Below are 14625 nucleotides of genomic sequence, written 5' to 3'. Positions count from 1 at the left end.
CTTGTTGTGGCGGGCGGGGCGCTGTCAGTGCGGGCTGCAGGCGACACGCGGGCATGGGGCGCCATTGTGCCCGCCGACCATGGCCGGAGCATGCCCCCTGGCCGTAACCGAATGCAACGCGCGCAGCACCGGCCAGGCCGCCCCGGCAGCCGCCAGGTGCTTGAGGCTGTGGCCTGCCAACCACTGGCCTGTGGCTTCGTACACGGCGTGGTCGGACAGCTCCAGCAGCTTGGCCGCGCCGTACCAGGCGATCACTGCCCCCAGGGGCACCACCCATGCGCCGGCACGCTGCGGCAGGCAGGCCAAGGCCAGCACCAGCAACATGCCGCCCAGTTGCACCACGGCCCAGGGCAGCAGGTTGCCGGTATGGGCCCACCACAGCACGGCCAGCGGCCCGGCGGCCAGCACCACCATCGCGGTGGTGCCCCCAGCACGGGAGCTCACCCGCTGGGCTGCAGCCAGCCCCAGCATGCCGGCAAACGCCACCGTCATGCCCAGGCGGTCCCACAACAGCCCGGCATCGTCGGGCTGCCAGTGGTACCACGACGAACCTGCCGCCGTCAGCACCAGACCCATGCAGAACAAGCGGGCCGTGGCACGCGTGGCGCCATCCAGCACCCCCGACCGCACACGGCCCAGGAGCACCAGCCCCCAGGCACCCGCCAAGGCAAACGGCAGGTTGCTCAGCACATCCAGCGCGCAAGGGATGCCCCACAGCGTGCGCTGATCGGCAAAGGCATGCTGGTGCGGGCTGGCATGCAGCACCGGCCCCCACAGGGCCAGAGCCAGAAGCACCAGCCCGGCGCACAGCAGGCCGACTTCGGCGGGGGACATACGGCGCCGGTGTGCGGCGGGAAGAATGGTGGGGGTGCGCATGGGGCCCTCCTGGTCAAGTGGTTGCGATGGGCGCAGTCTCCTGGTCGAAGCCAGCCGCACGGCCCAAAAGTTGCCACAGACGCCACCAGACCCACCATCGGTATCCATTTTTGATACCGATGCTGCGGCGTCCACCACCCGAACCCGCGCACCGCTGGGCGTCGCTTGATATGGGTCAAGGCAGCGCGGCCCCGGAAATCCGTACAGTCGCCCCATGCACACCTTCCGAAATCTCCGCCGCCTCGGCCCGCTGGCTTTGCTGCTGGCCGCCTTCGCCTCCCAAGCGCAAACCCTCTCCTGCCCGACACAGGAACAAATGCGCCAGGTCAACGCCTGCCCAACCGAGGGACAGTTGCTCGCCAGCTTCCACGGCTTCTGCGGCGACGACAGCAAGGCCTACCAGGGCCAGACCGGCCCGTGCGCCGACTACGAAGTATTTCGCCGCATGAAGAACACCGCGCTGTGGGAATCTGCCGATGGCGCCTTCGACGGCTACCTGTCGTGCGAGACCCCCGCCCCGGTCATCGCGAAATCAAGCCTGACGTCGATGCGCGTGACCAAGAAGGGCTCCATCACCGCCGTGGTCTGCCACTACGGCCCGGACGTGCAGCTCACGCACCGCACGCGCAAGGCCTGCACCGTGCCGGCCTCCTGCGCCAGCGATCCGGCCCAGTGCCAGGCCGTGTGCGAATGAAAGACTGACGACGCCGACAGCGGGTCTCCATAATCGGTGCCCATGAGCACCACCGCCGACCTCGTCACGGCCCTGAAGAAGGAACTCAAGGCCGCCCAGATGACCTATGCCGACCTGGCGCAGCAGCTCGGCATGGCCGAGTCCAGCGTCAAGCGCATGCTGGCCAAGGGCGACATGCCGCTGTCGCGCATCGACGCGATCTGCCGCGCCCTGGCGCTGGACTTCGCCGACCTGGCGCGGCGCGTGGCCGACAACCAGCCGCTGCTCCAGGAACTGACCCAGGAGCAGGAAAAGGCCGTGGTCAGCGACAAGAAGCTGCTGCTGGTGGCCATCTCGGTGCTCAGCCAGTGGACGCTGGAGCAGATCGTGGCCACCTACCGCCTGAGCGAGGCCGAGGGCATCAAGTACCTGGCCCAGCTCGACCGCATCGGCATCATCGAACTGCGGCCGCTGAACCGCTACCGCCTCAAGCTGGCCAAGACCTTCCGCTGGCGAGCGCACGGCCCGGTGATGAACTACTTCCGCGAGCACGCGCTGCTCGACTACTTCGCGGGCGGCTTCGACGGCCCCGGTGAAGGCGTGTTGCTGGTACACGGCAGCATCAGCCGCGCCCTGGCGCCCGCCTTCATGGAACGCATGCAGCGCGTGGCCCAGGACTTTGCCCAGCAACACCTGGCCGACCAGCGCCTGCCGCAGCCCCAGCGCGAGGGCTACACCCTGCTGCTGGCCCTGCGCAGCTGGGAGTTCGAGGCTTTTGCCCACATGCGGCGCTGAGCGCTCCTGCGGCGCCAATTACTCATTTTTTGATAGCACATGGCGCTTGTTTGACGGGCGCCAGGGGCAAAAACACTTCCATATTCTGCGCACCCTGGCCGCTTACTCGCGTCGGCTTGGCACTGCTTGACACCATAAACAGAAATTACTATTCTTTAAATACAGCAATTTGCAATTTAAAGAATAGCAGCATGAAAACCACCCGCCAACAGCAAGACGCCACGCGCCGGCAGATCCTGGCCAGCGCGGTGGATCTGATGACCCGCCAGGGCTTCGACGGCACGACGATGAAGGACATCGCACGCTCTGCCGGCATTGGCGACGCCACGATCTACAAGTACTTTCCCACCAAGGACCGCATCGTGCTGGGCTACCTCGACGCGGTGGTGCAGCAAGCGCTGGCCGACACCCTGCAGACGCCCTGCTTCGCCGATTACCAGTTGCAGGAGAAGCTCCAGCGCCTGACGGACGCTGTGCTCGAAGGTCTGCTGCCCGACCGCGAGTTCGTGACCCAAGTGCGCGCGCTGGCCCGGCGCTCCCCCTTGACCCTGCTGGCCGAGCCCCTGGCGGCACGCCAGGCTTTGCGCGAGGCGGTGACCAGCTTTCTGGAAGCCGCCGAAGCGGCGGGCGAGATCGAGCCCTGCGACTTCAAGGGCATGGCTGGCGGGCTTTACACCGACTACCTTGCCGGGGTGGTGAGCTATTGGCTGGCCGACACTTCCGACGAATTCGCCGACACCGCGCAGTTGGTGGATTTGTCGCTGGGCCTGCTGGTGCAAACCCTGCGCAGCGGCCTCGTCAACCGAGCGCTGCAACTGGGTGGCTTTGTGCTGCGCAGCCAGATGGCGCGCCTGGCCCAGCACGGGGGCAGCCTGCTGGGTGCGCTGCAGATGACACAGCGGGCGATGGGCAGCCCCCCCCGCACAGCCACGGCTCCCGCCGCACCGCCCAAGTCCAACGCCACCCGTGCGCCGCGCAAGCCGCGCGCCACGACCGCGGCAGCCACCCCTGCCACCCCGCGCAGAAAGAAGGCCGCATGACGCCCCCCGCCACCGTGCGCTCCATCGGCATCCCACCCGGCACGGCCATCCACGCCGCCTTGCCCGGCGCGCATTTCTTCGACGCCTACGAGGTGGCCGACCCCCACCCCGCCCGCACGGCGCTGCAGACCTGGCTGGACGTGGTGGCCCGCACGCCGCGCTGGACGCAGCAGCTCATGGCCCTGCGCAACCGGCTGGTGCGCCTGGTGGGCCTGAAGGACCTGGGCCAGTTGCACGACGCGCACCCGCTCGCCAGCGGCCAAGCCCCGGGCGACGCGGGCAGCTACCGCGTGGGCGACCGCGTGGGCATCTTCCTGATCCGCCACCTCAGCGACACCGAAGTGGTGCTGGGGCAGGACGACAGCCACCTCGACGTGCAGGTGTCGCTGAGCAAGCACCGCCCGGGCGATGCGCCCGCCACGCTCGCGGTCAGCACCGTGGTGCACATCCACAACGCGCTGGGGCAGGCCTACATGACGGTCGTCACGCCCTTCCATCGCCGCATCGTGCGCGCCATGCTGCAGCGGCTGGCGGACCATGGACAGCGCTGACGCGCCGCGCACCAGCCGGCTCGCGCGCGGCGCCATCACGGGCGTGGCGGCGGCACGCATTGGCGCCGCCCGCCTGGGCCAGCGCCTGCGCACGCCGTCGCCCCAGGCGCAGGCCGAACACGAGGCCGCCGTGGGCCGCATCCTCTTTGGTGCGCTGGGGCAGTTGCGTGGCACGGCGCTCAAGGTGTCACAGTTGCTGAGCATGCACCCCACGCTGCTGCCCGAGGGTGTGCGCCGCGAGCTGGCGCGCGCCCAGCACCAGGCGCTGCCGCTCAACCGCGCCCTGGTGGGGCGGGTGTTCCGCCAGGCCTTCGGGCAGGAGCCCGAGGCGCTGTTCGCGCATTTCGAGCCCACTGCCTTTGCCGCCGCCAGCCTGGGCCAGGTGCACCGCGCACAGTTGCCTGGCGAGGGCCTGGTGGCCGTGAAGGTGCAGTACCCCGGCATCGCCGCCACCATCGCCAGCGACATGCAACTGGCGCGCGCGGCACTGCGTGCACTGGCCCACACCGATCTGCCGCTGCCCACCGATCCGGTGATGGACAGCGTGATGGACGAGATCGAGGCCACGCTGCTGCGGGAGGTGGACTACCTGCAGGAGGCCGAGCAACTGCAATGGTTCGCCGAGCATGCCGCGCTGCCCGGCGTGGCGATGGCGCGGCCCCTCCTGTCGCACACCAGGGCCCAGGTGCTCACGCAGCAGTACCTGCCGGGGCTGCACCTGGACGCCTGGCTGGCGACCGAACCGACGCAGGCGCTGCGCGACCGGGCCGGGCAACACCTGTGGGACTGGTTCATGCACTGCATCTTCGTGCTGGGCCGGGTGCATGCCGACCCGCACCCCGGCAACTTCCTGTTCGACGCCGATGGCACGGTGGGCGTGCTCGATTTCGGCTGCACGCGGGAGCTCTCGGAAGGCTTTCGGACACAGATGACACGCGCCTGGTCGGCGCTGCTGCGACCCGCCGCCGACCCGCAGCGTGACGCCCTGGTGCTGCAGGCCTACCAGGCGCTGGGGCTGGCCGGGCCCGACCTGGCGCTGGCAACCTACAGCGCCGAGCTGGCCCCGGCCTTGGCCGACATGCAGGCCTGGCAGCTGGAGCCCTTCACCCAGGCCGTCTTCGATTTCAGCACCAAGCAACCGCCCCCCATCACGCCCCCGGAGCACCAGCGCGTGCTGGGGCGCCATCTGGCGCAGGTGCCGGGCGAGATGCCCGCGTTCGATCGCATGTGGATGGGCCTGATGCACCTGCTCACCCGGCTCGGGGCACGGGTGCACACCCGCGCCGCTGGTATTCCTGAAACCGCCATTGAAAGCTCCTTGCCATGAACAACCCGCTCCTCCTGGCAGCCGCAGGCCTCGCCCTGGTCGGCCTGATCCATTCCGTGCTTGGCGAAGTCCTGGTCTTTCGCACGCTACGCACACACGGGCTTGTTCCCACGGCCGGGTACCCGGTTTTGCGCGAGCGGCAGGTGCGCATCCTGTGGGCTTCCTGGCATCTGGTGACCGTGCTGGGCTGGGCCCTGAGCGCACTGCTCTGGCGCCTGGGTAGCGACCCCTGGGAGATAGATCTTGCGGCATGGGTCGCCCACACCACTACGCTCGCCCTGCTGGCCTGCGCGCTGCTGGTGGGCTTCGCCACCAAGGGCCGACACCCGGCCTGGTGCGCCTTGCTGGTGGTCAGTGCCCTGGTGGGCTGGCGCTGACGCCGTGTGCGAAATATCACGGCAACGCCGCCCAATAGCGTTTCGGGAAACATGCCTACACAACTCTTCGCCGGACAGCTACATTGGCTTTACGCAATTCCCGCACGATAGAGCTTCCGGTTCCGCAAGGAATCCTTTGTGAGGAGACCCCCATGGCACGCACCACCCTGGCCGCTGCTTCCATTGCCCTGCTGGCGCTCTGCGCATTCACAGCCCCCGTGCAGGCCCGCACCACGGCCACCATCGTCATCCAGACGGCCCCGCCGCCACCACGCTACGAGGTAATGCCGCCCCCCCGACGCAACATGGTCTGGGTGCCCGGCCACTGGGAGTGGCGCGGCCACCATCATGTGTGGGTAGAAGGCTATTGGATCAAGGCACGCCCCGGCTACCGCTACCGTGCGCCCGAGTGGGTGGAACGCGGCGGCCGGTGGCACATGCAACCGGGCGGCTGGGATCGCGACCATGACGGCATCCCCAACCGCTACGACCCGACGCCCGATGGCCGCCCCATGCCCCACCGCCCCTACGCGGACCGTGACCGCGACGGTGTACCCGACCATCGGGATCGGGACCGTGATGGCGACGGTATTTCCAACCGCCACGACCCGACACCCGATGGCCGAGGCCGAGGCCATCCCCGTGGCGACCGGGACCGCGATGGCGTGCCCAACCGCTACGATCGGCAGCCGGGCAATCCCTACCGCAACTGACGCCTCGCGCGCCGCGCGCGGCCGATGCCCCATAAGCATCTGTTGTGATGCATTAGCCAGCACGCGCGCCTAGAATGGTCCATGCAGGAGAGCAGGCGGCCCATGCCGCCTCACCGAAGGCGCAAACTCCCATACACGCTCAGGTTCCGTACTGCACCATCATCAAAGCCGTCTGGAGAGCCGCCACAGCCGTGGCGCACCGAAGGAGCAAGCCCCGTGCCGCGTTGGCACGGCGTGAATCTCTCAGGTAACAGGGACAGGGGGAGCGGCAGCTTGGCAGACGCGCCAACTGCACGCTATCAAAAATATAGCTGCTCGCGCACGCCTGACAAGCGCCAGAACCTTAAAAGGCTCTCAAAATGCGCGTGATCGTCCTCGGCGCCGGCTTGCTCGGCGTGACCTCGGCCTACTACCTCCAGCAACAGGGTCACGAAGTGACCGTCATCGACCGCCAGGCCACGCCCGGCGCGGAAACCAGCTTCGCCAACGGCGGCCAGATCTCGGTCAGCCACGCCGAGCCCTGGGCCAACCCGAGCGCACCGCTCAAGGTGCTGCAGTGGCTGGGCCAGGAGGACGCACCTCTGCTGTTCCGCCTGCGTGCCGATATGCGCCAGTGGCTCTGGGGGCTGTCCTTCCTGCGCAACTGCACGCCCGAGCGCACGCGCCACAACATCCGGCAGATCGTCAGCCTGGGCACCTACAGCCGCAGCGCGCTGCAGCAGTTGCGCCGCGACACCGGCATCCAGTACGACCAGCGCACGCAGGGCATCCTGCATTTCTATACCGACCCCAAGGAATTCGACGGCGCGCTCGGCCCGGCCGAACAGATGCGCCAGCTGGGCTGCGAGCGCCAGGTCATCAGCGCCGACGAGGCGGTGCGCATCGAACCTGCGCTGCGCCACATCCGCCCGCAACTGGCGGGGGCCACCTACACGGCCGAGGACGAATCGGGCGATGCCAACCTGTTCGTGCGCGAGCTGGCCAAGCTCTGCAAGCAGGCCGGCGTGCGTTTCCAGATGGGCGCGCACATCACGGCGCTGCGCACGGCGGGCGGCGAAATCGACCATGTGGAGCTGACCAACGCCGAGGGGCGCTTTGAGCGCATGCGCGGCGACGCCTATGTGCTCGCCATGGGCTCGTTCAGCCCGCTGTTGGCCCAGCCGCTGGGCATCCGCCTGCCCATCTACCCGGCCAAGGGCTATTCGGTCACGCTGCCGGTGAAGGATGCGCGCCTGGCGCACCAGGTGAGCCTGACGGACGACGAGTACAAGCTGGTGTTCTCGCGCTACACCAGCGCACAAGGCGACCGCCTGCGCATTGCCGGCACGGCCGAACTCAACGGTTACGACCGCAACCTGAACCAGGTACGCTGCGAGGCCATCGTGCGCCGCGTCGAGCAGCTCTTCCCCGGCGCGGGCGATACCACGCGCGCCGAGTTCTGGACCGGCCTGCGCCCTGCCACGCCCAGCAATGTGCCACTGATCGGCCGCACCCAGCTGCCCAACCTGTTCCTCAACACCGGGCACGGCACGCTGGGCTGGACGCATTCCTGCGGCTCGGGCAAGGCGCTGGCCGACATCGTGAGCGGTCGCGTGCCCGAGGTGGATTTCGCCTTCACCGGCATGCCGCAAACGCCCCAGCCCCGGTTGCTGCCTGCGGTCTGATCCCGCAGCGCCGCACGCCGCCGTTCAGCCACTCACCCCATGGTCGTGGCTGCGGCGGAAGGCAGGCGCAGTTGGGTGCGCAAGAAGCGTTCGCACTCCGCGGCGGGCAGCGGGCGACTGCAGAGGTAGCCCTGGATCTCATCGCAGCCCTGCGCCTGCAGGAAACGCCGCTGGTCCTCGGTCTCCACGCCTTCGGCAATCGTTTGCAGCCCCAGGCTGGACGCCATGTGGATGATGGCGCTGACCAGGGCCTTGTCCTCGGCATCGACGCTGATGTCGCGCACGAAAGACTGGTCGATCTTGAGCTTGTACACCTGGAAGCGCTTGAGGTAGCTCAGCGACGAATACCCCGTGCCGAAGTCGTCGATGGACATGCGCACGCCGCGCGCATGCAGGTCAGCCATGATCTCCACGGCGCGCTCGGGATCGTCGCTGGCCACGCCCTCGGTCAGCTCCAGCTCCAGGCAGGCCGGATCGACCCCCACCTCGCTCAGCACCTGGCTGACCAGGTCGGGCAGATCCGGGTGCCTGAACTGCAGGGCAGAAATGTTGACGGACATGGTCAGCGCAGGCAGGCCGGCATCCCGCCAGCGCGCCACTTGCGCCACGGCCGTGCGCAGCACCCATTCGCCGACAGGAACGATCAGCCCGGTTTTTTCGGCAAGGGGAATGAACTCGGCCGGAGACACCATGCCCCATTCGGGGTGCTCCCAGCGGATCAGGGCCTCGACGCCGACGATGCGGTCATCGCTCAGGCGGCGCTGGGGCTGGTAGTGCAGCAGCAGTTGCCCACGTTCCAGCGCACGGCGCAATGCACCCTCCAGCTGCAGGGTGCGTGCTGCCTGTGCCTGCATGTCGGGGGAATAGAAGTGGTAGGCGTTGCGCCCTTCCTGCTTGGCACGGTACATGGCCACGTCGGCATGCTGCGAGAGGGTCTCCAGGTCTTCGCCGTCCTCGGGATACATGGCAATGCCCAGCGACGGCGTCACCATGAGCTCATGGCCGCGCACCACCAAGGGCGCCGCCACCGCCTCGAGCAGCTTGCCAGCCAGATGGGCGGCGCCGTCCTTGTCGGTACCCGGAAGCACCAGCACAAACTCATCGCCCCCCATGCGGGCCACGGTGTCCTGTTCACGCACCTGTTCATGCATGCGCCGCGCCACAGCCACCAGGAGTTCATCGCCCACGCCGTGCCCCAGCGAATCGTTGATGTGCTTGAAATGGTCCAGATCCATGAACAGCACCGCCAACGGCTCGCTGGCGCGCTGGGCCATGCTGACATCGTGCGCAAAGCGGTCGGCCAGCAGGGCGCGGTTGGGCAACCCGGTGAGCAGGTCGAAATGCGCCATCCAGCGGATGCGCTGCTCGTCGGCCTTGCGTTGGCTCACGTCCGAGAAAATGCCGATGTAATGCGTGGTCTGCCCCTCGGCGTCCTGGATGCGGCTGACGGTGAGCCACTGGGGATACACCTCGCCGTTCTTGCGCCGATTCCAGATTTCGCCCTGCCACAGGCCGTGTGCCTGGATGTGGCGCCACATCTCGCCGTAAAAACCGCCGTCATGCCTGCCCGAGGCCAATACCCGGGGGTTGCGCCCGGCGACCTCCGCCAGTGAGTAGCCCGTGATGGCGGTGAACGCCGGGTTGGTGAGCAGGATTTTTTGGTGCGCATCCGTCACCGTGATGCCGTCGTTGCTGTGCGAGAAGACCTCGGCGGCCAGGCGCTGCTGAGCCTCGAAGGCCTTGCGCTGCAACGCACTGCCCAGAAAATGGCATACGCGATCGATCAGCGTGCGGTCATGCTCACGCAACGCTGCCTTGGGCTTGCTGAATACGTCCAGCACGCCCAACACCACACCATTGTCCGAACGTATGGGCAGTGCCGTGCAGTGGGTCCAGCCACTGGCGAAGGCCACCGAGTGCAAGGCGCCGCGCAGCGCGGGGTTGGTCAGTTCGGGCGGCTCCTCGACGCCCGCAGCCCACTCCACCGCACCCCAGGCATCGGAGCCGGGCCGCAACGCCAGGGCACTGCGGGCATCCTCAAGCATGCCGCCCATGGCAGCCGTGCGCGGCGCCCAGACGCCCGATTGGTGCTCCAGCAGCCAGACCGTGGCACGGGCGCCAGGCAGATCGGACTCCAGCTTTGCGAGCAACCGCGTCACGATGCGACCCACATCCCGTTCGTTGGCGATCAGCTCCAGCGCATAGGCGCGCAAGGCTTCCAAGCGGCGGGTCTGGTGCTGCAAGGTCAGATCCATGACCGTGCCGGTCACCCGCACCGCCTTGCCTTGCGCGTCGCGCGTGACATAGCCGCGCGCGAGGATAGGCACATGGTGACCATTTTTGTGTTGCAAGCGCAGCTCTTGCACTACCACCGTGGCGTCCGAGTGGCGCAATTCCTCGTGCAGCTTGAGCAACACCGACACATCGGACCGATGGACATGCGACTTCCACTGCACAGGGCCCGAGGGCATGTCCGCCATGCCATAGCCCAGCATGTGCCATCCCTGGGCCGAGAACTCCAGCCTCTGCCGAGACAGATCCCAGTCCCATGGCGCATCGGTTGATCCCTTGAGCACCAGTTCCAGTTGCTGCTGCGATTGCCGCAGCTTGTTTTCGGCATGTTTGCGCTGGCGCTCGTTGGCAAAGTACCCCAGGGCAAAGTCAACGTCCGCCGCCATGGCGAGGAGCAGGCGCTTGGCCTCGTCATCAAAGGCCTGTCCAGGCTCTGCCACCAGGACAAACACCGCATCCACCGCCCCATCGCAGTGCAAGGCGATGGCCACTGTGGGGGCAGAGCCAGACATTCCGTCGATCCAAACCGCTCTGTCTTCGCGCAATGCCGTGCGCGCCGTGCCCTGGCCGGGCAGGTCCTGCCCACGCACGCCACTGGTGGCCAGCGCCACCATTTCTCCCGTGTCTCGGGAGTACCGACCGATCCACGCGGACTGCATCCCTCCCAGGCACACAGCCGCCTCACAGACGTGAGCGAAGAGCACGGACTCATCCGGACTCTGCACGATCGCTTGATTGCAAGCGCTCAGCGTTGCATACAGGCGTTTCTGGCGTTGGATGCGCGCCTCGGAAAGCACCCTGGAAGTGATGTCCTGCATCACCACCACGCACTGCGCACTGTCGCCCTCCTGCGCCGCCGTCAGCCGCCGGATCTGCAGGTTGACCCAGGCGCTGGATCCATCACCCCTTTTGATGCTGCGATCCACCGCATACGCACTCTGGCGCCCCTGGATGACCCGCGCAAGGCCGCGCAGGTCCCGCAGTTTGTCTTTCTCGGACACCAGTGACGCCCACGTCATGGTTCGCATGCGCTCAAAGGTCAGGCCCACAATGTCCACAAACTGCTGGTTGATGCGCCCCCACTCGCGCTTGTCCAGATCAATGGTCGCAATGCCTACAAAGGGCAAGGAAAAAAACTGCTCCATCAGCCGGTCTGTACGCTGGCGCTGCACCCATTCACGCCATTGGTGCGTCTGACGGATGTGCCTCCAGAACAATGCCAGCACCACGCCCAATGCCAGCATGGCCAGTGTGATCACACCCGCCACCCACCATGCCAGCACATGCACTGGTGCAAGCACCTCCTCCCTGTCGATCTTGGCCACCACGCGCCAATCGGTGCCGGCCACGCCACGGTACGCGGCAACGACAGGAACATCGCGGTGGTCCCGGCCGATCACCTGCCCCGGAACGTCGGAGCGCAGGGCCACGGCGGCCGGGAGATCCTTGCGTGATACCGGAAACCGGAGCTTCATGGCTGTGCCGCTGCGGTGGCGCAGTTCGTTCATGAACACCGCCTGATCACCATCGCGAACGACCAGCAGCGTCTCACCGCTGGGGCTGGAGGTGGGCCAGGTCTGGATCACGGGGAACAGGAAGCGCTGCGGCGAAATGCTCAATCTCACCCAGGACAAGAGCCTGGGCTCTGCCGCTGACAGCTGGTACACCGGAACCAACCACTGCAACAAGGCGCCGCCCCCCCCGGCCTCCTGCATGGATAGGCGAACCACGCTGCCGCCCCAGCGCTGGTCTTGTGGCAGTCCCTCGACCCGGCCTGGCAAATCCCATGCCTCTACGATGGATGTCACCACCTCCCCCTGGGGCGTGATGAGCTCGATCTGGTCATAGTCGAAGGCTGACCTCAAGAGCGAAAACCGCTCCAGAATGGCCTGCTGCGCCTCATGCCCGGTCGCCGGATGCTCAATCAACCGCGCGACTTCCACCGCGAAATGTGCGTCGGCGGCCAGCAATTCGGCGTTCTTCTGGCGCTCCCCCAGCCAGTTCTCGATCTGATCGGTCTTGAGCCGTGCGATGGCCGCCAGGTTGGCGAAGGCATCCTTCTCGGCCATGGGCCCCTGGATACGCACCACCAGCCACCCCGTCAACGGCAGCACCATCGCCACCGCCAACAGCAGCGCAATGAAAGGGCGGGAGGAACCCTGCGGCGGCGTCGCCACATCCTGAACCGAGCCCGCCCCAGAACGATGCGTCATTGGAGCAAAGGCATCGCGGTACGCCTGTCGGTGGTCACTCCAAGGGGCTGTGCATCTCCCTTTGCTTCACCGAGCCTGAAAACATCCACCTCGGCGACCAGCTCCTGCGCCTGCGTCTTGAGGCTGTCCGCAGCCGAAGCCATTTCTTCCACCAGGGCAGCGTTTTGCTGGGTCACCTGATCCAGCTGGGTCACGGCTTCGCCCACTTGCGAGACTCCCAGGCTTTGCTCGTGGCTCGCTGCGCTGATCTGGCTCATCAGATCCGTCACGCGCTGGATGGCGCTCACCACCTCGTTCATGGTGGCACCAGCCTCGTCCGCCTGTGCGGTACCTTGCTCCACACGCTCGACGCTGGCGGTGATGAGCTGCTTGATTTCCTTGGCCGCTTCGGCAGAACGTTGCGCCAGGCTGCGCACCTCTCCCGCCACCACCGCAAATCCGCGGCCTTGTTCGCCCGCCCTTGCGGCTTCGACCGCTGCATTGAGCGCCAGGATGTTGGTCTGGAAGGCAATGCTATCGATCACCTGGATGATGTCGGCGATCTTGCGCGAACTCTCGTTGATACCCTTCATGGTTTCCACGACCTGCGCCACCACATCGCCGCCCTTGGTCGCCACCGTACTGGCGCTGTGGGCGAGGTTGTTCGCCTGGCGCGCGTTGTCTGCGTTCTGCTGAACCGTAGAGTTGAGCTGCTCCATGGATGCAGCCGTTTGTTCCAGGGCGCTGGCCTGGCTTTCGGTGCGTGCAGCGAGGTCATGGTTGCCCGTGGCAATCTGGGCGCTCGCCGTGGCAACCTGGTGCGAACCAGCGCGCACCTGATACACCAGCGCCGCCAGGCGCTCCTGCATGTCCGAGAGCGACCGCGTGAGCACACTCACTTCATTGCTCCCCTGGGCCACCTCCACACGTGTGGCCAGGTTTCCAGCAGCAACGGCCTGCGCCAGAACCACGGCCTGACGCACAGGCTGGGTAATGCTGCGCACGAACATCAGCGCCAGCAAGAACGCCACCCCGATGCCAACCGCCAGCAACGCACACATGCCATACGCCAAACGACTGGCCTGCGCAGCACGCTCCTGGAGCACCCGCGCGAGTTGCCCCACCGCATCGGTATTGAAGGCATACAAGCCGTCAATGGTCTTGGTGAAGGTGTCAAAGTACACCTCCGGCGAGATGCCTGCCTGCTGCGCCTCGATCACTTCTTTCTGCGCCAGCAGCAGTGTCGCTGCAGTCACCTCACGCTGCTGCCTGGCTGGCGCTTCCAAAGCATTGCGCATGGCTGCATCCGCGCCCAAGGCCTTGCCAAGGTTGCGGTTCCAATCGTCACTGAATTGCTTGGCCTGTCTGGCAAGGGACTCCAGCGCAGCGCGGCCCTGCGGGGAAATCTCGCCCTGGCTCAGCATACTGGTTCCCCTCGCGCGCATCTGGCCCATCATTTCGGTCAGCATCATGGCGTCCACGAGGCTGGAACGGGACAGCATGTGGGTGGAGAGGTTCTGATCGAGCGAAAGACCAAACTCATCCATCAATGCATCCGAGAATGCGAAATGTCCCGTGATGAACTCCGTGTGCAATCGGGTGCTCTCCAGCGCCGTCAACTGGCGCCCGGCAACACTGGGCTCCAACACCGCCCAGACCTGCCGACGCTGCGCCCACAAAGCCTGCAACGATGCACTGGCCTGGATGGACTTCAACAGGCCATCCACGCGCTCCATGGTTTGCCCCAGGGAAGCACCCACCCCCGGACGGCGCTGTGCCAGCGCCTCGTTGCCGCTCAGCATGCCGGCCGACAACCCCCGGTGGATCTGACTGAACTGGATCACCCGGTTCACCTCCACCATCGCCTTGCCACCCTCCAGTTGGCGCTGGGCCAGTGCCACATCGGCAAAGGCACGCTGCAAATACAGGGCGGTGGGCAGAGCCACCATCAACAAGGCCAGCAGACCCAGGATCAGGAACTTCTGGGCCAAGCCCAGTCGGTGCAGAAAGGAGGACATGGTCGGCACTGTAAAGAGATACACAATTTGAAACAATTCCCCCGCGCTGGTAGTCAGACTACCTAAAAATAGGTAGTGCACCGCCAAAATTTCACCGAATGAAATTC

11 protein-coding genes and 1 riboswitch are annotated in these 14625 nt (G+C 66.5%); of the genes, 8 read left to right on the top strand and 3 right to left on the bottom strand.

Translation table 11 applies throughout. The features are described from left to right. Positions 1–24 precede the first annotated feature (24 nt). The gene (locus GWK50_RS02150; RefSeq protein WP_162015082.1) at positions 25–876 is read right to left on the bottom strand and encodes a hypothetical protein; all 852 of its coding nucleotides are present in this window, start codon (positions 874–876) and stop codon (positions 25–27) included. 214 nt (positions 877–1090) lie between these two features. Between GWK50_RS02150 and GWK50_RS02145 the strand changes: the two genes are divergently transcribed. The 8 genes from GWK50_RS02145 to GWK50_RS02110 all read left to right on the top strand — a co-directional run bounded on the left by GWK50_RS02145 (position 1091) and on the right by GWK50_RS02110 (position 8016). Beyond that, positions 1091–1570, top strand: coding sequence for a hypothetical protein (locus GWK50_RS02145; RefSeq protein ID WP_162015081.1), 480 nt, complete (start codon positions 1091–1093; stop codon positions 1568–1570). A gap of 42 nt (positions 1571–1612) precedes the next feature. Next, positions 1613–2344 carry a helix-turn-helix transcriptional regulator gene (locus GWK50_RS02140; protein ID WP_162015080.1) on the top strand — a complete coding sequence of 244 codons (732 nt, stop codon included), beginning with the start codon at positions 1613–1615 and terminating at the stop codon, positions 2342–2344. Between the two features lie 191 nt (positions 2345–2535). Next, positions 2536–3384 carry a TetR/AcrR family transcriptional regulator gene (locus GWK50_RS02135; protein WP_162015079.1) on the top strand — a complete coding sequence of 283 codons (849 nt, stop codon included), beginning with the start codon at positions 2536–2538 and terminating at the stop codon, positions 3382–3384. Then, complete coding sequence (locus GWK50_RS02130) at positions 3381–3935, top strand: DUF2867 domain-containing protein (RefSeq protein ID WP_162015078.1); 555 nt, start codon at positions 3381–3383, stop codon at positions 3933–3935. The genes GWK50_RS02135 and GWK50_RS02130 overlap by 4 nt, the downstream gene beginning before the upstream one ends. Further along, on the top strand, positions 3922–5262 hold the full coding sequence (locus tag GWK50_RS02125) for an AarF/ABC1/UbiB kinase family protein (protein ID WP_162015077.1): 1341 nt from the start codon (positions 3922–3924) through the stop codon (positions 5260–5262). Before GWK50_RS02130 ends, GWK50_RS02125 begins: the two co-directional genes overlap by 14 nt. Next, complete coding sequence (locus GWK50_RS02120; RefSeq protein WP_162015076.1) at positions 5259–5639, top strand: hypothetical protein; 381 nt, start codon at positions 5259–5261, stop codon at positions 5637–5639. Before GWK50_RS02125 ends, GWK50_RS02120 begins: the two co-directional genes overlap by 4 nt. A gap of 152 nt (positions 5640–5791) precedes the next feature. Continuing rightward, positions 5792–6352: a YXWGXW repeat-containing protein gene (locus tag GWK50_RS02115; protein WP_162015075.1), complete on the top strand. Its 561-nt coding sequence runs from the start codon at positions 5792–5794 to the stop codon at positions 6350–6352. Between the two features lie 162 nt (positions 6353–6514). Then, positions 6515–6622, top strand: a riboswitch (glycine riboswitch). 89 nt (positions 6623–6711) lie between these two features. Next, positions 6712–8016 carry a D-amino acid dehydrogenase gene (locus tag GWK50_RS02110; protein ID WP_162015074.1) on the top strand — a complete coding sequence of 435 codons (1305 nt, stop codon included), beginning with the start codon at positions 6712–6714 and terminating at the stop codon, positions 8014–8016. 32 nt (positions 8017–8048) lie between these two features. On the opposite strand, the gene GWK50_RS02105 is transcribed toward GWK50_RS02110, so the two are convergent. Continuing rightward, complete coding sequence (locus tag GWK50_RS02105) at positions 8049–12521, bottom strand: EAL domain-containing protein (RefSeq protein ID WP_162015073.1); 4473 nt, start codon at positions 12519–12521, stop codon at positions 8049–8051. Continuing rightward, entirely contained in the window at positions 12518–14518 is a 2001-nt protein-coding gene (locus GWK50_RS20000) for a methyl-accepting chemotaxis protein (RefSeq protein WP_162015072.1), read from the bottom strand. Before GWK50_RS20000 ends, GWK50_RS02105 begins: the two co-directional genes overlap by 4 nt. Between the last annotated feature and the right edge of the window lie 107 nt (positions 14519–14625).

This window comes from Acidovorax sp. 210-6 (assembly GCF_010020825.1).
Taxonomy (GTDB): Bacteria; Pseudomonadota; Gammaproteobacteria; order Burkholderiales; family Burkholderiaceae_C; genus Simplicispira; species Simplicispira sedimenti.
Note: the sequence above shows the minus strand (reverse complement) of the source record. Positions and strands in the feature narration are given on the sequence as shown.